The sequence below is a fragment of the Mycobacterium sp. NGS45 genome, assembly GCF_059812645.1.
Genome location: NZ_JCALDB010000007.1, coordinates 102,216 through 121,966, shown reverse-complemented (window position 1 = coordinate 121,966; position 19,751 = coordinate 102,216). Strand labels below are relative to the sequence as shown.

Annotated in this window: 18 protein-coding genes and 1 pseudogene; 9 read left to right on the top strand and 10 right to left on the bottom strand. The window is 66.6% G+C overall.

Annotated elements, in window-relative coordinates:
* The first annotated feature begins 42 nt into the window (after positions 1 to 42).
* The 3 genes from rfbD to manB all read left to right on the top strand — a co-directional run bounded on the left by rfbD (position 43) and on the right by manB (position 3,122).
* Complete coding sequence (rfbD, locus tag AC5Y3P_RS08710) at positions 43 to 891, top strand: dTDP-4-dehydrorhamnose reductase (RefSeq protein WP_500045501.1); 849 nt, start codon at positions 43 to 45, stop codon at positions 889 to 891.
* 237 nt (positions 892 to 1,128) lie between these two features.
* Complete coding sequence (locus AC5Y3P_RS08705; RefSeq protein ID WP_500045500.1) at positions 1,129 to 2,046, top strand: glycosyltransferase family 2 protein; 918 nt, start codon at positions 1,129 to 1,131, stop codon at positions 2,044 to 2,046.
* Positions 2,043 to 3,122 (top strand): mannose-1-phosphate guanylyltransferase, encoded by a 1,080-nt coding sequence (manB, locus tag AC5Y3P_RS08700; protein WP_500045499.1) that lies wholly within the window; start codon positions 2,043 to 2,045, stop codon positions 3,120 to 3,122. Before AC5Y3P_RS08705 ends, manB begins: the two co-directional genes overlap by 4 nt.
* Before the next feature lie 107 nt (positions 3,123 to 3,229).
* On the opposite strand, the gene AC5Y3P_RS08695 is transcribed toward manB, so the two are convergent.
* From AC5Y3P_RS08695 to cofD, 4 genes are all read right to left on the bottom strand, one after another.
* Entirely contained in the window at positions 3,230 to 4,144 is a 915-nt protein-coding gene (locus AC5Y3P_RS08695) for a hypothetical protein (protein WP_500045498.1), read from the bottom strand.
* 271 nt (positions 4,145 to 4,415) lie between these two features.
* Complete coding sequence (locus AC5Y3P_RS08690; RefSeq protein ID WP_500045497.1) at positions 4,416 to 4,973, bottom strand: NUDIX hydrolase; 558 nt, start codon at positions 4,971 to 4,973, stop codon at positions 4,416 to 4,418.
* Positions 4,970 to 6,310, bottom strand: a complete 1,341-nt coding sequence (locus AC5Y3P_RS08685; RefSeq protein WP_500045496.1) for a coenzyme F420-0:L-glutamate ligase — start codon at positions 6,308 to 6,310, stop codon at positions 4,970 to 4,972. Before AC5Y3P_RS08685 ends, AC5Y3P_RS08690 begins: the two co-directional genes overlap by 4 nt.
* Positions 6,307 to 7,302: a 2-phospho-L-lactate transferase gene (cofD, locus tag AC5Y3P_RS08680; RefSeq protein WP_500045495.1), complete on the bottom strand. Its 996-nt coding sequence runs from the start codon at positions 7,300 to 7,302 to the stop codon at positions 6,307 to 6,309. Before cofD ends, AC5Y3P_RS08685 begins: the two co-directional genes overlap by 4 nt.
* A 345-nt stretch (positions 7,303 to 7,647) precedes the next feature.
* Here cofD and AC5Y3P_RS08675 point away from each other — a divergent pair, with 345 nt between their 5' ends.
* Positions 7,648 to 8,001, top strand: a complete 354-nt coding sequence (locus tag AC5Y3P_RS08675) for a WhiB family transcriptional regulator (RefSeq protein ID WP_500045494.1) — start codon at positions 7,648 to 7,650, stop codon at positions 7,999 to 8,001.
* 301 nt (positions 8,002 to 8,302) lie between these two features.
* On the opposite strand, the gene AC5Y3P_RS08670 is transcribed toward AC5Y3P_RS08675, so the two are convergent.
* Positions 8,303 to 8,791, bottom strand: a complete 489-nt coding sequence (locus AC5Y3P_RS08670; RefSeq protein WP_500045493.1) for a metallopeptidase family protein — start codon at positions 8,789 to 8,791, stop codon at positions 8,303 to 8,305.
* Positions 8,792 to 9,011: 220 nt separating this feature from the next.
* On the opposite strand from AC5Y3P_RS08670, the gene AC5Y3P_RS08665 reads away from it, so the two are divergent.
* The 4 genes from AC5Y3P_RS08665 (at position 9,012) to manA (ending at position 13,310) form a co-directional block, all read left to right on the top strand.
* The gene (locus AC5Y3P_RS08665) at positions 9,012 to 9,455 is read left to right on the top strand and encodes a DUF3499 domain-containing protein (RefSeq protein WP_500045492.1); all 444 of its coding nucleotides are present in this window, start codon (positions 9,012 to 9,014) and stop codon (positions 9,453 to 9,455) included.
* Between the two features lie 106 nt (positions 9,456 to 9,561).
* On the top strand, positions 9,562 to 10,956 hold the full coding sequence (locus tag AC5Y3P_RS08660; RefSeq protein ID WP_500045491.1) for a phosphomannomutase/phosphoglucomutase: 1,395 nt from the start codon (positions 9,562 to 9,564) through the stop codon (positions 10,954 to 10,956).
* Positions 10,953 to 12,065, top strand: coding sequence for a TobH protein (locus tag AC5Y3P_RS08655; RefSeq protein ID WP_500045490.1), 1,113 nt, complete (start codon positions 10,953 to 10,955; stop codon positions 12,063 to 12,065). The genes AC5Y3P_RS08660 and AC5Y3P_RS08655 overlap by 4 nt, the downstream gene beginning before the upstream one ends.
* An 18-nt stretch (positions 12,066 to 12,083) precedes the next feature.
* Entirely contained in the window at positions 12,084 to 13,310 is a 1,227-nt protein-coding gene (gene manA, locus AC5Y3P_RS08650; RefSeq protein WP_500045489.1) for a mannose-6-phosphate isomerase, class I, read from the top strand.
* A gap of 55 nt (positions 13,311 to 13,365) precedes the next feature.
* On the opposite strand, the gene AC5Y3P_RS08645 is transcribed toward manA, so the two are convergent.
* From AC5Y3P_RS08645 to AC5Y3P_RS08625, 5 genes and pseudogenes are all read right to left on the bottom strand, one after another.
* Complete coding sequence (locus tag AC5Y3P_RS08645; protein ID WP_500045488.1) at positions 13,366 to 14,169, bottom strand: helix-turn-helix transcriptional regulator; 804 nt, start codon at positions 14,167 to 14,169, stop codon at positions 13,366 to 13,368.
* Positions 14,170 to 14,379: 210 nt separating this feature from the next.
* Complete coding sequence (locus AC5Y3P_RS08640; RefSeq protein ID WP_500045487.1) at positions 14,380 to 15,147, bottom strand: chymotrypsin family serine protease; 768 nt, start codon at positions 15,145 to 15,147, stop codon at positions 14,380 to 14,382.
* Between the two features lie 251 nt (positions 15,148 to 15,398).
* A pseudogene (locus tag AC5Y3P_RS08635) lies at positions 15,399 to 16,136 on the bottom strand (mesocentin); the annotation flags it as partial.
* A gap of 100 nt (positions 16,137 to 16,236) precedes the next feature.
* Positions 16,237 to 16,506 (bottom strand): hypothetical protein, encoded by a 270-nt coding sequence (locus AC5Y3P_RS08630; protein WP_500045486.1) that lies wholly within the window; start codon positions 16,504 to 16,506, stop codon positions 16,237 to 16,239.
* Positions 16,507 to 16,701: 195 nt separating this feature from the next.
* Positions 16,702 to 18,099 carry an NAD(P)/FAD-dependent oxidoreductase gene (locus AC5Y3P_RS08625; RefSeq protein ID WP_500045485.1) on the bottom strand — a complete coding sequence of 466 codons (1,398 nt, stop codon included), beginning with the start codon at positions 18,097 to 18,099 and terminating at the stop codon, positions 16,702 to 16,704.
* 60 nt (positions 18,100 to 18,159) lie between these two features.
* Here AC5Y3P_RS08625 and AC5Y3P_RS08620 point away from each other — a divergent pair, with 60 nt between their 5' ends.
* Positions 18,160 to 19,653 carry an amino acid permease gene (locus AC5Y3P_RS08620; RefSeq protein WP_500045484.1) on the top strand — a complete coding sequence of 498 codons (1,494 nt, stop codon included), beginning with the start codon at positions 18,160 to 18,162 and terminating at the stop codon, positions 19,651 to 19,653.
* The last annotated feature ends 98 nt before the right edge of the window (positions 19,654 to 19,751 follow it).

Here is a 19,751-nt window from a genome sequence, read left to right as displayed (position 1 = left end):
CCGGATCGGGGTAGCCCGCCTCGGCGTGCCAGACTCGACGGCGTGTCTGGGCGGATCGTCATCACCGGCGGGGCCGGTCAGGTAGGTCGTGCTTTGGCAACCGCTGCGGGGGCGGCGGGCCATCAGGTGTTGGCGCTGGGCTCCTCGGAGTGGGACATCACCTCGGGTGGCGCTCCCGCGCTGCGCGACGACGACGTCGTCGTCAACTGCGCGGCCTACACGAATGTCGACGCTGCCGAGGGGGACCGGGACCGCGCGTTTGCCGTCAATGCCGTCGGTGCTGGGGCTGTGGCCACCGCGTGCTGTGCGGCGGGGGCGCGGCTGATCCATATCTCTACCGACTACGTCTTTGGTGGGGCTTCGGCTCCTGGGCGGCCGTATGAGCCGTCGGACCCGACCGCACCGCTGAGCGTGTACGGGGCGTCCAAGCTGGCCGGCGAGAACGCGGTGCTGGGGGTGTTGCCGTCGGCCGTGGTGGTGCGCACGTCCTGGGTGTACACCGGGGTGGGGTCGGACTTCGTCGCGGTGATGGCCCGGCGGGCTTTGGCCGGCGAGGCCGTGGACGTGGTGGACGACCAGGCGGGCTCGCCTACCTACTCGGCGGACCTGGTGGCGGCGTTGTTGCAGATCATTTCATCGGGCGTCCGGGCGTCGGTGCTGCATGCGGCCAATGCCGGGGCAGGCAGCCGGTATGACCAGGCCGTGGCGGTGTACACGGCGTGCGGGGCCGATCCTGCGCTGGTGCGGCCGGTGTCCAGTGCGGTGAATCCGCGACCGGCGCCTCGCCCGTCGTACTCGGCGCTGGGGTCGGTGGAGTCTGCTGCGGCCGGGTTGACCCCGTTGCGGGACTGGCGTGCGGCGGTTGATGCGGCATTGGAACACGTCACTTAGGGGCGGGCATTAGAACACGTTCACGTAGAGGCGAGCACTAGAACACGTTCACTTAGGGGCGAGCACTAGAACACGTTCACTTAGAGGCTAGGTACGGGTTTTCGCCTGGAATGCCTACCTCAGCGCTATGTGAACGCAAAGGTGGGGCTATCTCAATGCGGGAGGTGGGGGCTCAATGCGGAGGGGAGGGCAGACCGTGAGCCAGACCACGCCCAATTGGCGGCTAACCTCTAGCGGATGAGCGACGAACTGCCCGTGGTGACGGTGACCTATTCACCGGGTGAACACCTGGAGCGGTTCTTGTCGTCGCTGACCGTGGCCACCGACCGGCCGCTGCGGGTCACGATCGCCGACAACGGCTCCACCGACGGTGCGCCCGAGGCCGCGGTGCGGCGCCACGACGCTCAGCTCTTGTCCACCGGCGGCAACCTGGGCTACGGCACCGCGGTGAACCGGGCGGTGTCCTCGCTGCCGGACAGTGAGTTCGTGGTGATCTCCAACCCGGACGTGGTGTGGTCGCCGGGCAGCATCGACGCGCTGCTCGAGGTCGCCGCGCGCTGGCCACAGGCCGCGGCAGTGGGCCCGCTGATCCGCGACCCGGACGGCGCGGTCTACCCGTCGGCGCGGCACCTGCCGAGCGTCATCCGCGGCGGCATGCACGCCGTCGTCGGGCCGTTCTGGAAGCGCAACCCGTGGACCGCGGCCTACCGCCAGGACCGCGCCGAACCCAGCGAACGGCCGGTGGGCTGGCTGTCCGGGGCATGTCTTCTGGTGCGACGCAAGGCTTTCGACGCGGTCGGCGGTTTCGATGAGCGGTATTTCATGTACATGGAAGACGTCGATCTGGGCGACCGGTTCGGCCGCGGCGGCTGGCTGAACGTGTATGCGCCGTCGGCCGAGGTGCTGCACGACAAGGGACATTCCACCGGCCGGGACCCGGCGGCGAATCTGGCTGCCCATCACCGCAGCACCTGGACCTACCTGTCGGACCGGCACACCGGCTGGAGCCGAGCGCCGCTGCGCTGGGCCATGCGGGGCGCGCTGGTCGTACGATCACGCCTGGTTGTTCGCAGTGCGCGTCGGGCAACTGATGGCGGTGGCGACAAGGCGTTGAGCCGTCGTGCGCGTCGGGCGGCGAGAAGGGAACAGCGATGACAGATCCGAAGAAGGTCGACGCCGTCGTCCTGGTCGGCGGTAAGGGCACTCGGCTGCGGCCGCTGACCCTGGGGCTGCCCAAGCCGATGTTGCCGACCGCCGGCCTGCCGTTCCTGACGCATCTGCTGTCGCGGATCGCCGCGGCCGGTATCGAGCATGTGGTGCTGGGGACGTCGTATAAAGCGTCGGTGTTCGAGGCCGAGTTCGGCGACGGGTCCAAGCTGGGTCTCGAGATCGAGTACGTCTTCGAATCCGAACCGCTGGGCACCGGTGGCGGTATCGCGAACGTGGCTTCATTGTTGCGGAACGACACCGTGATGGTGTTCAACGGCGACGTGCTGTCCGGTGCTTCCCTGACCGATCTCCTGAATGCGCATTCTTCGACCGGCGCCGGGCTGACTTTGCACTTGACTCGGGTGGCCGATCCGCGGGCGTTCGGGTGTGTTCCGACCGATGAGAGCGGACGGGTGACGGCGTTCCTGGAGAAGACCCAGGACCCGCCGACCGATCAGATCAACGCCGGCTGTTATGTGTTTGACCGGTCTGTGATCGACCGGATCCCGGTGGGGCGTGAGGTATCGGTGGAGCGAGAAGTGTTCCCGGCCTTGCTGTCCGACGGTGTCAAGGTGTGCGGTTTCGTCGACTCGACCTACTGGCGCGACATGGGGACCCCGGAGGACTTCGTGCGAGGCTCGGCGGATCTGGTGCGCGGCATTGCGCCGTCGCCGGCGTTGGGCGGGCATCGTGGCGAGTCGCTGGTGCACGATTCGGCGTCGGTGGCACCCGGCGCGGTGCTGGTCGGCGGAACCGTGGTGGGCCGGGGCGCTGAGATCGGTCCGGGTGTGCGCCTCGACGGTGCAGTGATCTTCGAAGGCGCGCGGGTCGAGGCCGGTTCGGTGATCGAACGCTCGATCATCGGCTTCGGTACCCGGGTCGGCCCGCGGGCGTTGATCCGCGACGGTGTGATCGGCGACGGCGCTGATATCGGTGCCCGCTGCGAACTGCTGCGCGGTGCGCGGGTGTGGCCGGGGGTTACCTTGCCGGACTGCGGAATCCGGTACTCCAGCGACGTCTAATCTTTCGCGTTGAGCGACGTCTACCCCTTTGCGTTGAGCGACGTCTAACCCTTTGCGTTGAGTTAGAGCTGGCGTAGGCGAAAACGGCGTTTTGACCTACGTAGCGTCTAACTGAATGAGCTTGGGGCCGCGTCGCGTCTGAAGAGTATTTTAGGCCCGAATTTCCTCACCAGCACACCGGGTTCGGCTACCCGAGGCGCGCGAGTTCTTGCGACCCGGGCCAAGATGTCCGGGTTGCGGTCGCCGGCGACCACCCGGGTGCGTTGCCACCCCAAATGCTCGATGAATTCAGAGCGGATGATGTCGTTACGGTACTGTTCTGAGTCTTCGCGATGCTGTTGACCGTCGTACTCGGCTGCGGCGAGCTCATCCTCCCAACCCATGTCGAGGAAGTAGAAACGACCGTCCGGCCGCGGGATCGGGATCTGGGTCCTCGGTGGGGCAAACCCGCCGTTGATCAGCACCAGACGCAGGTCGGTTTCCTTCAGCGATTCTGCTCCGGAGTCCACGAGGCTCAACACATCGGGAATGCGCCGAAGCCCGCGGACATGGGGGTGACGCTCGGCAATGGCCAGGACATCCTCGACCTTGAAATGCGTGGCGTTGGCGAGAGCATCCAAGTGCTTGATCGCCGTCCACACCGGTGCGAGCCGGGCGAAGTCGAACGCGGTGCGTTCCACCGTGGTGACCGGGATGCCGTTGATGGAGGTGATCTCGTCGGCCAGGAGCGTGTCTTGCCGAGCGACCACGCCGGGCGGCGTCCGGTTGTTCGAGTAGTTCAGCGCGATCACGCAGTCGTCGTCGACCCATTTGTGGCCGTGCAGCGCGGCAGCCGCCAGACCTGACACGACACCCTGTCCCTTGGACCACAGCCATGCCCCGACGATGCGGTCCCACAGTGTGAGCGGTGCGTCCTTGCGCGCGTAGATGTCAGGAAACAGCCGCAGATGCTCAGCGCGCAAGCCGTGCCGTGTGACCGCGCCGGAACGCAATGCCTTGCTGCCGTTGAAGATCGACTCCATGAGTCGGAGAGTGGCAGAGGAGTGGCGTTCGTGTGATCAGCCATCCACAGCCGCGTTGAGTTAGCGCGTAGGTAGGCGTTCTGGCTGTCTTGACGTACCTAGCTTCTATGTGAACGCAGGTGGGGTAGCACAGCCGCGTTGAGTTAGCGCGTAGGTAGGCGTTCTGGCTGTCTTGACGTACCTGGGTTCTATGTGAACGCAGGTGGGGTAGCACACCCGCGTTCAGTTAGTACGTAGGTAGGTGTTCTGGCTGTTTTTGCGTACCTAGCTTCTAAGTGAATGCAGTTGGTGGTTCTAACTGAACGCTTTGGCTGACCAGGTGGCGCAAGGCGGGGTCGGCATCGGGCGGCAACGCGTCCACCGGCCACCAGGCCAGATCCAACGATTCGTCGCTGACCGCGATCACCGCATCCTTGGCTGCCCGCGCGGCGAACTGCAGGTCCAGATGCCGGGTCGGCACACCCAGCGAGCAGGTCACCGGATGGACGTGCAGGGCCACCAGTTCGGGCTGCAATACCAACCCGTTGATCCCGGACTCCTCGGTGCCTTCCCGGAGCGCGGCCGCGCGGATGTCGACGTCCTCGGGCTCGCAATGCCCGCCGAGTTGCACCCAGCGGCCCAACCGCGGATGCAGGGTCAACAACACGTTCTCGCCGGCGGCGTCGAGCACGGCCACCGAAGCGGTGATGTGTCCCGGCACGCAAGCTCGCTCGCAGGCATCGGGGCGGGCCAGCACGAAGGCCAGCACGGCGTGCCGCAGCGCATCCTGCCCCGGGTCGTCGGTGGTCCACTCCGACAACCTGGCCACCACCGAGTCATGCAAGCTCATCGCTGTACCAGCAATCCGTCGACGTCGACTGCCTCGCGCGGGCCGGACGGTTCCGCGGGATAGCCAATGGCGATCGCACCCAGGGGTTCCCAATCGTCTGGCAGATCCAGCTCGGTGCGCACCAGGTCGGCGGCGAAGATGGTCGAGCCGATCCAGCAGCTGCCGACCTCGCGCACGGCCAACGCGACCAGCAGCCCCTGCACGGCGGCGCCGACCGCCACGGTGAACATGGTGTGCTCGGCCTGGGTGCGGGCCGCATCCGGATAGTGGTGGGCGCCGTCGGGCACCATGAACGGGATCACCACTTCGGGCGCGTCGTAGAGGATCTGGCCGCGGCTGACGCGACGTTCGATCGCCGCGGCAGACTTGCCGTCCCCGGCGAGATCGGCGCGCCACGCGGACTTCATCGCGTCCAGCAACGCCACCCGCCGCTGCGGGTCGCGCAGCCAGACGAAGCGCACCGGCCGGGTGTGATGCGGGGCGGGTGCGGTGAGGGCCTCTGCCACCGCCGATTCGATCAACTCCGGCTCGACCGGATCGGCGGCGAACTGTCGCACCGAGCGGCGCAGCAATAATGCCTGCCGGCGGCCCAACTCGATCGCTTCGGCGGTGCCGAGCCAGAACAGGTCATCGGTGCCGGAGCGCACCAGGTCATGTCCGGTGGACCCGTCGTCATCGAAACGCAGGCCGCGCACCACCGCAACCGGGATGCCGGTCAACTTGCCCTTGACCAGATCAGCGGCGGCTGCGACCTCGTCGGCCACCGCGATCTCGGTGACCACCAGTTCGTTGCCGTGCACGTCGGCCGACCCGGCGTAACCGTGCAGCACCGGCAGGCCGGCCGAGCCGATCGCGACATCGGTCTGCCCGTTGCGCCAGGCTCGGCCCATGGTGTCGGTGATCACCACCGCGACCGTGATGCCGAGCTGGTTGTCCAGGCCGGACCGCAGCGTGGCGGCACTGGCATCGGGATCCAGTGGTAGCAAGGCCAATTCGCCGCTGTCGACATTGGAGCCGTCCACGCCGGCAGCGGCCTGCACCAGACCGTAGGCGTTCTCGGTGATCAGGGTACGACCCTTGCGGGCCAGTACCCGCACCGCCTCCTCGTCGATCAACCTGCGGCGCAGCGCGTCTCGCTGCTCGGGGTCCGACGGTGCCTCCACCATGCGGCCCTCGCACTTGGAGACCACTTTGCTGGTGACCACGACCACGTCGCCGTCGCGCAGCCAGGGCGCGGCCGTGGCGATCGCCTCGGCGAGGTTGTCGCCCGGGCGGAACTCGGGAAGTCCCGGAATGGGCAGGATGTCGATGACGCTGCCGGCGCCGTGTTCGGTCATGCCCGCGCACCCACCAGTTCGAGTCCGGCGTGCACCATCTGCGCGGTGGCCGACGGGTCGCTCATCAGCAGCGGGATCGCAGCCACCTTGACGCCGTCGATCTTGGCATCATCGGTCTCGGCGATCAGCCAGGCGTCGAGCAGACCGGTGCCGGCGCGGGGACCGTAGTGCTCACCGACGGCCTGCGAGGTGGACTCCACGCCGATCACCGACAGGCATTCATCGGCCATGCCGCGCAGTGGCTTTCCGGAGATGATCGGGGAGTAACCGACGACCGGAGCGGGTGTGGAGCGCAGCGCGCCGCGGACGCCGGGGATGGCCAGGATCGCGCCGATGCTGACCACCGGGTTCGATGGCGCCAGGAAGACGACGTCGGCCTCGGCGATGGCCTCGGTGACCTCGGTTGCCGCGGCGGCCTTTTCCGCACCGACGAACGCGAAGCTGTGGGTGGGCACCTGCGCGCGGTAGCGAACCCACCACTCCTGGAAGTGGATGGCGCGACGATCGCCGGTTTCCGGGTCGGTGATCACGACGTGGGTTTCGCAACGGTCGTCGGACGCGGGAAGCAGGCGTGCGCCGGGCTGCCAGCGTGCGCACAGCGCCTCGGTGACCTGGGTGAGCGGGTAGCCGGCGCGCAGCATCTGACTACGCACGAGATGGGTGGCCAGGTCGCGGTCGCCCAGGCCGAACCAGTCCGGCTGTACACCGTAGGCCGCGAGTTCCTCCTTGGCGTTCCAGGTTTCGTTGCGGTGCCCCCAGCCGCGTTCGGGATCGATACCACCGCCTAGGGTGTACATGCAGGTGTCCAAGTCCGGGCAGATCCGCAGCCCATGCATCCAGGCGTCGTCGCCGACGTTGACCACGGCGTTGAGTTGGTGCTCGTCGGGCGCCACCAAACCGGACCCGGCAAACTGCCCCAGGCCCAAAAATTGCTGTACGCCCAACAAGAAGCGGGCCCCGCCCACTCCACCAACCAGTACAGTGATCTTCACGGTGATCGAGACTAGGCGTTGCCGGTTTGAGGCCGGTAGCTGGGCAGGCGCTGTGTGAACGCGGCGATGACCGAATCGACACTCGAAAATCTCAGTGCGATTACTCACACGACACGCCGAGGTGACGACGCGCCAGAATGTCACAACGAAATGGTATGAATTCCCGCCCTGCGGCTTGACCCCGACAGCTAACCCGTGTCTAATCACAACAGTGTCATTTCCCGGGTGCGCCGGCCGGATCCGGTGTCGCGGACCGAGATTCGATCACTTGTTCGAATCGGGATGGCCACGCACGAAATAGTGGGCGACATTAACGGAATACGAGACAAGGTGAGGAGGCGGGAAATGACCTTTGAGCAGTTTTACGGAGCCATCGGGAGCGGACCGCACACCAACATCGCGCCGGTTGTCGGGGGGATCACTGGCAGACCACACTTGAGTCTGGTGCCAGATGCGTTCGAATCCGAAGCCGAACCGGTCGACGATCAATGGCAGGAACGCGCACTGTGCGCGCAGACCGATCCCGAGGCGTTCTTCCCGGAAAAGGGCGGCTCTACCCGTGAGGCCAAACGGATTTGCCTCGGGTGCGAGGTGAAGGACGCGTGCCTGGAGTATGCGTTGGCCAACGACGAGCGCTTCGGCATCTGGGGTGGACTGTCCGAGCGGGAGCGTCGTCGGCTCAAGCGCGGCATCATCTAACTGTTCTTCCCCGGGGTGCGAGCGTGCACCTACATGTATCTGCATCTGGCGGCAGCAAGTACATGTAGGTGCACGCTTGCGTTGGTGGGGGAGGCAGCGTCCGCGGTCAGTGTGCAGCTCGGGCAATTGCCGGACTCGGAAATGCATGTAGGTGCAATTTCCGGCAGGGATATCTGGGGCAAATGTGGTCATTGTGATTATTGGTGGGTCCAAAGTGCCCATTGGGACCCATGTGATTGCATTTCCGGAGAAATGCTGGCTGCCTGCCGTCGGCAGCCAATGTCGGCGGCCGCCGTAGGCCTCAGTCGTCGTCGATGCTCGGGTCGATGACCGACGGTTCGACACCCAGATGGGTCGCCACCTGCGCGACCAGGATGTCATGCAACAGATCACCGAGTTCCAAAGTGTCCTTGGCGCGGCGTTCGATCGGCTTGCGGAACAACACGATTCGAGCTCGTGTCGAATTTCCGCGCACGTCCACCCCGGCCGGGATCAGCCGGGCCAGCGCGATCGGGCCGTCGGCGATCACTTCCGGCGGGAAGGACACGTTCTCCGGATCGCGCGGTGAGATGCGGGGAATTTCGTCGACGGCCACGTCGAGGCCGGTGAGCCGGTCGCGCCATTGCCGTTCGATCGGCTCGTAGGCCTCCAGCACAGCCATGTCGAAGCGCTCGGCCCGACTGCGCCAGCCCGGCACCGTCGGCGGCAGCAGCGGCCCGCGCCATTCCCGGCCGCGTCGGCCGGCGGACCGGCCCACCGATCGGCCATGGGAACTGCGCGAAGGAGACATCGCGCAGATGGTAGTCGGTGGGGCCACAGCCGCGGTGTGAACGCGAGCTCGGGGACCGCCGGTGGGACGAGAGCCGCGGTGCCGGCAGCAGTAGTCGGCTGCCCCACCTGCCCCACGAATAACGTTACTGTTCTTCACGACGAGGTAACGGTTCGGTCCTGGGGCGCCATCTGCGCGTGTCAGCCTCCCGGGGAACGACCCTGCACGATAACCTCGCTGCGTGAACGTTCCCCGTCGCTGCTGCCGGCCAGGCTGCCCTCATTACGCGGTGGCGACGCTGACCTTCGTCTACTCGGATTCCACCGCCGTCGTCGGGCCGCTGGCCACCGTGGCTGAGCCGCACTCCTGGGATCTGTGCGTATCGCACGCAGGTCGGATCACCGCGCCCCGCGGCTGGGAGCTGGTCCGGCACGCCGGCCCACTGCCCAGCCATCCCGACGACGACGACCTGGTCGCTCTGGCCGACGCCGTCCGCGAGGGCCGGAACACCGCATCTGCGGCAGCCACCCAGGCCGGCAGCTTCAGCGATCCGACCACCAACCAGTCCGTCGTGCGCGGCGGAACCGGCGGGACGGCAAGCGTGATGGCGCCGCCCGCGCAGCGTCCGTCGGGAACCGGCCGCCGGCGTGGCCACCTGCGGGTCCTGCCCGATCCCACCGACTGAACCGACGCGGCCCGGCCCCCTCGGATGGCTACCAGCGGTGCCAATTGGGTGGGGGTTAACAGCTAGGCTGACGGGGACCGATCCGATCCGTCAGGGAGTCCTCCGTATGTCGAGTTCAACCGGCTTCGCCGCTGCGGCGGTGGACGCCGTCATCAAGGCATACGACGTCCGCGGCCTGGTGGGTGAGCAGCTGGACGAAGCCTTCGTCGCTGCCGTCGGCGCAGCGTTCGCACAGCTGGTCCGCCCGGACGCCACGCAGGTGGTGATCGGCCACGACATGCGGGATAGCTCGCCCGGGCTGGCCGCGGCCTTCGCCGACGGCGTGCGGGCCCAGGGCCTCGACGTGGTGCGGATCGGGCTGGCCTCCACCGACCAGCTCTACTTCGCCTCCGGCCTGTTGGACTGCCCCGGCGCGATGTTCACCGCGAGCCATAATCCGGCCGCATACAACGGGATCAAGCTGTGCAAGGCCGGGGCCAAACCGGTCGGCCGCGACACCGGTCTGGCCACCATCCGCGATCAGGTGATCGCCGGGGTCCCGGCTTACGACGGTGCGCCCGGTACGTCCAGTGACCGCGACGTGCTCGCCGACTACGGGCAATTCCTGCGCTCGCTGGTCGACGTCGAGAAGCTGCGTCCGCTGCGGGTGGCCGTCGACGCCGGCAACGGGATGGCCGGGCACACCGCGCCGGCCGTGCTGGGCTCGATCGATGCGTTGACCTTGCTGCCGCTGTTCTTCGAGCTCGACGGCAGCTTCCCCAACCACGAGGCCAATCCGCTGGAGCCGGCCAACCTGGTGGATCTGCAGAAGTTCGTGCTGGAGACCAAGGCCGACATCGGTTTGGCCTTCGACGGGGACGCCGACCGTTGTTTCGTGGTCGACGAGCGGGGCCGCCCGGTGTCGCCGTCAGCGGTGACCGCGCTGGTGGCCGCCCGCGAGATCAGCCGGGAACCCGGCGCCACCGTGATCCACAACCTGATCACCTCGCACGCGGTGCCGGAGTTGGTTATCGAGCGCGGCGGCACCCCGGTGCGCTCCCGCGTCGGGCACTCCTACATCAAGGCGCTGATGGCCGATACCGGCGCGATCTTCGGCGGTGAGCACTCGGCGCACTACTACTTCCGCGACTTCTGGGGGGCCGACTCGGGCATGCTGGCCGCCCTGCACGTACTCGCTGCGCTGGGAACCACGGGGCGTTCGCTGTCGGATCTGACCGCGGACTATCAACGCTACGAATCCTCCGGCGAGATCAACTTCACGGTTGCGGACGCGCCGAGTTGCGTTGAGGCCGTGCTGAAGTCGTTCGGCACCCGAATCCACTCGCTGGACCACCTGGACGGTGTGACGGCCGACCTGGGTGACGGCGTCTGGTTCAACCTGCGCAGCTCCAACACCGAGCCGCTGCTGCGGCTGAACGTCGAAGCGCGGGCGATCGACGAGGTCGACGCCGTCGTCACGCAGGTCTCGGAGGTGCTCGACGCTCAGGCGGCGGTTCCGTGAGTACGCTGCGCTCCGTCATCGATCTCGATGACACCGACGCACTGATCGGGGCCGACCGCGAAGGTCTGCTGCGTGCGGCGTCGATGGCCGGTGCGCAGGTGCGGGCCACTGCTTCCGCGGTGGACGAAGGTGTGCTGGGGGCGCTGGACGGGTTGCGGCCGCGTTCGATCATCTGGGTGGCCGGTCGCGGCACCGCCGAATCGGCCGGCGAGTTGTTCGCTGCGCTGTTCGGGCCGACGGCGTCGGCGCCGGTCGTGCTCAGCCCGCAGGTGCCGAATTGGATTGGCCCCCTTGATGTCTTGGTGGTCGCCGGCGACGACCCGGGTGATCCGGCGTTGGTGACCGCGGCGGCCACCGGCGCGCGCCGCGGCGCGCCGGTGGTGGTATCGGCGCCCTATGAAGGGCCGCTGCGCGACGCGACCGCCGGCCGCGCCGCCATACTGGATCCGCGGTTGCCGGTGCCCGACGCGTTCGGGTTGTGCCGCCAGTTGGCGGTCGGTTTGGCGGTGGTGCACGCCGTCGACCCGGCCTGCCCGGCCGACCTCTTCCAATTGGCTGATGCCTTGGACGCCGAGGCATTGCGCAACAGTGCCGCGCGCGAGGTGTTCACCAACCCGGCCAAGCAACTCGCCGACCGGATGTCGGGCAGTCGGGTGGCGTTGTGCGGCGACAACACCGCCACCGTCGCGCTGGCCCGCCATGCGGTGACGGTCCTGCTGCGGATCGCGGGTCTGACCGTCGCGGCCGCCGGTTTGGCAGACGCCGTCTTGGCGGTGCAAGCCGGATTCAGTTCGGCGCAAAGCGGGTCAGTGGACTCACTGTTTCACGATGAGCAGATCGACGGTCCGCTGCCGGATCGGCTGCGGGTGATCGCGCTGGCGTTGACGGCCGAACGTAGTGTGTTGACGGCCCGGGTCGGGGGTATCACCGGGGTTGAAGTGATCGGCGCCGACGACGTGCCCGACAGTTCGGGCACCGAAACCGACGCCAAGCGCACGAGCGCGGAGCCGGTGGCAAACCACATCGCGGTTCGCCCGGAGCAGCAGTTGGCCACGCTGGCGGTTCGGCTCGAGATGGCTGCCGCGTACTTGCGGTTGATGCGGGGTTAGGGGAGGACAGGAGAGTTGGTGGAACTGCTGCGTGGTGCGATTCGCACCTACGCCTGGGGTTCGAGGACGGCGATCGCCGACTTCACCGGCCGGGCCGTCCCCGCCGATCATCCCGAGGCAGAGCTGTGGTTGGGCGCTCATCCCGCCGACCCCGCGTTCGTCCAGGCCATCGAGGGCGAGCGCTCGCTGCTGGACCTGGTGAAGGCGGACCCGGAAGGCCAGCTCGGAGCCACGGTGCGCGGCCGCTTCGGTGACACGCTGCCATTCTTGGTCAAGGTGCTCGCCGCCGATGAACCGTTGTCGTTGCAGGCCCACCCTAGTGCGGCGCAAGCCGCCGAGGGTTACGACTACGAAGACCGGATGGGCATCGCGTTGACCTCACCGGAACGCAACTACAAGGACCGCAGCCACAAGCCCGAGATCCTGGTGGCGCTGGAACCGTTCCACGCCCTGGCCGGGTTCCGGCCGGTGGACAAGACGGTGGAGCTCCTTCGCGCGCTGCATGTGTCCGATCTGGATCCGTACGTGGCGCTGCTGGCCGAACAGCCCGACGCCGATGGTCTGCGGGCCCTGTTCACCACCTGGATCACATTGCCGCAGCCGGATCTGGACATCCTGGTGCCGGCCGTGCTCGAAGGCGCGATCAACTACCTGCGTTCCGGCGCCGACGAGTTCGACGCCGAAGCCCGCACCGTGCTCGAGCTGGGGGAGCGTTACCCCGGTGACGCCGGTGTGCTGGCAGCCTTGCTACTCAACCGGATCGAACTGCAAGCCGGGCAGGCGATCTACCTGCCAGCCGGCAACCTGCACAGCTATCTGCACGGCATGGGTGTGGAGGTGATGGCCAACTCCGACAACGTATTACGCGGTGGATTGACGCCCAAGCACGTCGACGTGCCGGAGTTGCTGCGGGTGCTCAACTTCACCGCGGCCGCACCGGCGGATCTGCAACCGCGGGTCGAGCAGGACGGCATCGAACGGATCTACGTCACGCCGGCTGCCGAGTTCGCGGTGTCGGTGCTGACCTTGGAAGGCGCCGACCTGGGCCATGAGGTCGACGCGCCGTGCCTGCACGACGGGCCGCAGGTGCTGATCTGCGCGCAGGGTTCGGTGGACGTGATCGCCAAGACCAGTGAGCTGCGACTCGAGCGTGGCTCGGCGGCTTGGGTTTCCGCCGACGACGGGCCAATCCGGTTGATCGCGTCGAAACCGTCGAAATTGTTCCGGGCCACCGTCGGGGTGTAGCCTCGCCCCCACCGATGAGTTGGTCCAGCCGGTCGGGTTGGGTTTGGGCCGGGAGTCAAAGCTCGTTGCGGTACGCCGTGGGTGTGATCCCCACACGTTGCTTGAAGGTCGTAGCGAAGTGGCTCGGACTGGAAAACCCAGATACTGCACTGATTTCGGTGATCGTCATGGTCGTGGTAGACAGCATCGTCTTGGCCTTCTCGATGCGCAGGTCCAGCACGTACTGGTAGGGCGTTGTGTTGAATGTCCGCGCGAACGCGCGACGGAACCCGGCCACCGGCATACCGGCGATTCCAGCCAGCGTGGGCAGATCGATCTCGTGGTCAAGGCCGTCGCGGAGGAAGTCGAGCAGTCGTTGCTGCGCAGCCAGATCGAAAACCCGACCGGGTTGGCGTCGCGTCGGCTCCGCACCGTAAAGGTCGAGTATGTGCAGGCGTAGGGCGTCGGTCAGTGTCTCCCTTAACAGCCGCGACACGACGTCGGTTCGGCCGGCGGTGCCGGCGACACGCTCGATCATGTTCAGCAGCAGTGGGTCTCGTCGGCCGGCGACCGGGCGCAGGGCGGTGGCCCCGATCAACGCTGGAGGCAACGTCAACTGAGCGAACTCGCAGGCCGCGTCCCGGGCCTGCGCAGCTGACCGAGATCCGGCGGGGATCACCCACACGTTGCTCACGCGCGGATCAATGCGACCGTTGGGACCGCGGTCGAACACGACCTCCTTGGAGTTCGCGCTGCCGCGCCGCCACACACGCACTTCATGCTCTGGCCCAAAGACAGACCAGTCGACCGTTCCAGCGATCGCTTGGCTGATGAATCGAACGTCGATCCCGGTCTTCGCAGAGCCCAGGCTCAGGCGCATGTCGTTCCCGGGCGCTGGCGATTGAACCGCTGCGGTCGGGCGTTTCCGGTCGGCAGCAGCTGGTCCACCGGCGTGCTCAGCTAACACGGGGACATCCTATCGCCAGGACGTCGGGTACAGCACTGCTACGAGGACGTGACCTGACCAGGCTGAGAAACACGCTGTGCTCTGGGTGTGCCTGCCGGTGTACTGGTGTCTACCCGCGCGTCATCAGGTTCCGTGGCAAGTCGGATCGTCACAGAACATGGATGAGCCCGTCGCTTCGAGTATCGGCGCGAGCAGGGAGAACTCGGTGTAGTTGTCTTCTCCTTCTGGGGAACCCCGCAAGATTCCGACGGCGGCGACTTCGTCGTTGCCGAGCTTCACGTACGCGGGTGAGCCAGAATCCCCTGAGGCGGAATACAGTTCGGCTTCCACCGTGAGGTGGTCGTGTCCGGTCACCTTGCCGCAAGTCTCGCCGCTGACGAATCCGAACTTGCACAGCGTCACGTTGTTGTTTAGCAGATACTCGTGATCGAGCACCTTGGTCACCCGATACACCCCAGCGATCCTGGCGTTTCCTTCCACCGACTGAGCCAGCGCCGGGTCGATTTCGATCACTGCGAAGTCAGACCAGCCGTCCGAGCCGGTCTGCACGACTTTGTCCGGCGTGAGGGCGGTCTGGACCGTGGTGAAACGGCCGAGTTCCACGGGGTTGTCCTCATCGGAACTTCGGGTGAAGCGTGGTGAACCGTCGCCCGGACGGTCACAGTGGCCGGCGGTGAATCCGATCGCCGCATCTGAATCATTACGCCCGAGGAACCCCAGCGTGCACTCGTACTCGTCGTCGTCGGAGCCGTCGGCAGCGATGGCCGTACCGGGAACGAAGTCATCGAAGGACAACCAGTCGTTGTCCGTTCCGGTCATCACGGGCGACATGTTCGGCTGATCAGCCGGCACAGTGGGATTCGGCCAGAACACCAATGCGACGAATGCCACCGCGAGCACTGTCGCGAGGCCAGCTCCAGTGAGCACGAGGCGACGCAGTATCCGTCGGCGGGGCTTCACAGGCATCGGCGCCGGGAAGCCGGGCGCATCAAATCCCTTGGTCACGGTTCGTCGACACTGGGCTGGTCTTCCGGGTCGTCTATCGGTCCCGGGTCCCAGGTATCACCATCATCTGACTGTTCGGGGAGCGCTGGTGATTCCGGTGTCTGCGCATCGTCCGGAAAACTCTCACCAGGATCGGTCTCGGGCGCGGGCGTGTCATTTGCGGACTCGTCGTTGGGCGCACCGGTGTCGACGCCGCTCGCTGGATCGGCTGCCCCGTGGTTGGGGTTGGTGCAGATAGTGCCTTCGCAAACGACGTAGCCGGGACTTCCGTCTGGGTTCCTCATCGCGTTGGGGGCGACGTAACTGCCGACCGGGCAGCCGGGATCCTGGTTGCGTGCGCAGTACTCCTGGGTGCGGTTGTTGCTGGTGGACCCGTCAGCGCCCATCGGTCCGCCGTCGATCGGGTTGCCGTTGGCATCCCAGAAGCCCGCCGGATCTGCTCCCCCGTGGTTGGGGTTGGTGCAGATAGTGCCTTCGCAGACGACGTAGGTGGGGCTGCCATCAGGATTCCGGATGGCGTTGGGGGCAACATAGCTGCCCATCGGGCAGCCGGGATCCTGGTTGCGTGCGCAGTACTCCTGGGTGCGGTTGTTGCTGGTGGACCCGTTAGCTCCGATCGGCCCGCCGTTGACGGGCCGGCCGTCGGCATCCCAGTAGCCGCCGGCGGGCGCGATGAGGACGTGGGTGCCGTGATAACTGCCCTTTGCGCACTTCGGGTCGCGGTTCTGGGCACAATACTGCGCGTTCGTGGCCAGATTCGGCGCGGCGCCCGGTTTGGTCGAATCATGCGGACCTTCGGCTGTGGATCCGGAACCGCATGCCGACATCAACGCGAGCGCTGCGATTCCGAGGAGAACCGTCACGAATCTATGCATCACTTGCCTCTCGCCACTCAGCCGCGGCACGTTGTTTCTACGACTCCGGCTCGGTTCGTCGGTGCTGCCATGCCGGTCGCAATCCGAGCGGTCGGTCGGGTCATTCCTCGTGGGTCGGCTGGTCGCTGTTGTGCAGGTACCACAGGCCATCGTCGTGCTGGAGGCAGTACCAGTACCGGTAGAAGTTGTCCTCGCCCACGTTGTCCAAGTGCATGTCCGGACCGTCTGAGATGCACGCAGCCTCGGTCGGCCAGCTCCACGGGATTCCGGTCTCGCCGTCATACACGACGACGTCGTCGGCGACGGCGACACCCGCGGTACTCAGCATCAGACCGGCGACCGTCGCCAGCCCTGCGATCAACGCTCTCATTTTCCTGCCTTCCCGACAGCCGAAATTGCCCTTGGGTGGATGACCAAAGTGCGTGCAACACCGTAGCCGGAACCGTCACTACGAGCTTTCAGGAAACGTCGAGCCTTTCGAGAAACGAATTGACTTGCCCGTCAGCAGGACTGGCATTGCGCTGACGCGATGTCCGCCCATGCGGTGGGCGGGTTTGGGCGGGGTCTAGCCCTCGGCGGCCACGACCGGCGGTTCCGGCGTCGTCTGCTGGGCCTGGCTTCGACTTGCCCACCACGACCGCACGTTGTCGCGCATCGCACGGCCGATCAGTCGCGGCGAGGGGGCCAGGTACAGACCGTCGAGCAGGCTGGTGCGACGCAGGAACCATTCGGCCAGAACGGGATCGGATTCGGCCGCACCGAGGAACTGGTCGAACAAGCCGTACATCGGTCCGTACCACCAGCGTCGGTCACCCTCGGCGCCGTGCGCCTCGAGGTCGGCGATGGTGTTCATGGTCCAGACCGGGAAGGTGCTGCGCGCCGTGCTGCGGGCGAACCGGCCGGTCACGTCATGCAGACCCTTGGCCATGACAGTACGCAGGTTGCGGGCCTGCAGGGCGGTCATCGTAACGCCCTGCCCGAAGGTTGGGTTCATGCTGGCGACGGCGTCGCCGAAGGCCATGATGCCGTCCGGCATCCGGGTCAGCTTGTCGTAGCGGCGCCACTTGCTGGTCGGGTAGCGGTGGAACTTCATCTCGCCGACCGGTTCACCGGCGCGCAGCGCTGCGGCCACGTGCGGCGGCAGGATGTCCTCGCTGAGCGTGCACATGGTGGCGAAATCGGTTGGCGGATCGTGCTTTGCCACCGCGTAGCAGGTCACCGTCCAGATGCCGTCCTCGTGGAAGAGCATGCCCATGCCGAGCCGGCTGCCGTTGGATGCGCTGGCCAAGACCATCTTCTCGGTGATCAAACCGTCGGGGATCCGGACCCGGTGTGAGGCGTAGGTGACGCCGACCTTGAGGGTGTCTTCGCGGGGCGGATCGAAACCCCACTGCGGCAGCCAGTTCGGCAACCGGCTGCCGCGACCGGAGGCGTCGACCACCAGATCGGCGACGATGTCGTCGCCGTCGGCCAGGCGCAGACCCGTCACGGCGCGCGCGTCGGCGTCGTAGCGGGGTTCGGTGACGATGTCCTTGAGGATCTGGACTCCGGGCAGTGCGCGCACCCGGTTGCGCAGCTGCCACTCCAGTTGACCGCGACTGGGCAGGTAGGCGGTGAACCGGCAGGACCGGGCCTGGGCGATGCCGAGTTCATGGCCGCCGACCGCGAAGTGGATTCCGCTGGGCTGATCGGCCAGCACCGGTACGCCGTGCAGGGACATGTCGTCGAGCAGGCCGGGGAACAGTCGCTCGAGTTCCTCGGCGCCGCGGGCCATCAGCAGGTGCACGTGTTGACCCTGCGGGACGGCGTTGCGGTTGACCGGTTGCTCCGGCAGATCGTCGCGCTCGACCAGCGTGACCTCTTCGAAGTGGTCCGCCAGCACGCGCGCCGCGCACAGCCCGGCGACACTTCCTCCGATAATGGCGGCGCGCCGATGGGCGCTGAGTTGATCAGTCCGGCTCATTATGTAGTCAGGGTATGGCTAAATTTCCCAAAGCGTTAGCGTCCTGCGAGGAGTCGTATCGTGTCGTCGCGTTTGCGCACCAAGACGGTCGAGCAGTCGATTGCCGATACCGACGAGCCCGGGACCCGGCTCCGCAAAGATCTCACCTGGCGCGATCTCACCATTTTCGGCGTATCGGTGGTGGTGGGCGCGGGTATCTTCACCGTCACCGCCAGTACCGCAGGAAACATCACCGGCCCGGCGATTTCGGTGTCGTTCCTCATCGCGGCGGTCACCTGCGGTCTGGCCGCACTCTGTTACGCCGAGTTCGCCTCGACGGTGCCGGTGGCGGGCAGTGCGTACACGTTCGCGTATGCGACCTTCGGTGAGTTCGTCGCCTGGATCATCGGCTGGGACCTGATCCTGGAGTTCTCGATCGGTGCGGCCGTGGTGGCCAAGGGCTGGTCGGCGTATCTGGGTCAGGTGTTCGGTTTTTCCGGCGGCGTGGTCGATCTTGGCGGCGGCATCCAATTGGACTGGGGCGCTTTGCTGATCGTGCTTGCCGTCGCGACCTCACTGGCGTTGGGCACCAAGCTGTCCTCCCGGGTGTCGCTGGTCATCACCGCGATCAAGGTCGCGGTGGTGCTGTTCGTGGTGATCCTCGGCGCGTTCTACATCAAGGTTGCCAACTACACGCCGTTCATCCCGCCGGCCGAGCGTGGTGAGCAGGCCGGCGGCACCGGGATGGACCAGTCGGTGTTCTCGCTGATGACCGGTGCGGAGAGCAGTCACTACGGGCTGTACGGGCTGCTGGCCGGCGCTTCGATCGTGTTCTTCGCGTTCATCGGTTTCGACGTGGTGGCCACCACGGCCGAGGAGACCCGCAACCCGCAGCGCGACGTGGCCAAGGGCATCCTGGCGTCGCTGGCCATCGTCACGGTGCTCTACGTCGCGGTGTCGATCGTGCTGTCGGGCATGGTGTCCTACACCGAGCTGCGCACCGGTCCCGACGGCAGGCAGGCCACCTTGGCCACCGCGTTTGCCAGCAACGGTATCGACTGGGCCGCGTCGTTGATCTCGATCGGCGCGCTGGCCGGGTTGACCACGGTGGTGATGGTGTTGATGCTGGGCCAGTCTCGGGTGTTGTTCGCGATGGCCCGCGACGGGTTGCTGCCGCGGCAGCTGGCCAAGACCAGCTCGCGCGGCACGCCGGTGCGGGTCACGGTGCTGGTGGCGGCGCTGATCGCGGTGTCGGCGTCGATCTTCCCGATCCACAAACTCGAGGAGATGGTGAACGTCGGCACGTTGTTCGCGTTCATCCTGGTATCCGCGGGTGTGCTGGTGTTGCGCCGTACCCGCCCGGATCTGCGGCGCGGGTTCCGGGTGCCGTGGGTACCGCTGCTGCCGATCGCCTCGATCGTGGCGTGCGTGTGGCTGATGCTGAACCTGACGGCCTGGACCTGGGTGCGCTTCGTGGCGTGGATGGTCATCGGTGTGCTGATCTACTTCGTATACGGCCGGCAGCATTCGTTGCAGGGGGAGCGGCAGCGGGCCTCGATCGGACCCGTCGCCTAGCAGCTGCGGTGCGCGCTTAGGCGAGCAGGCATTGGACCAGTTCTGGTAACACCGCCAGGCTGCTGACGGTTTACAAATAAGCTTCTAATGTCTAGACG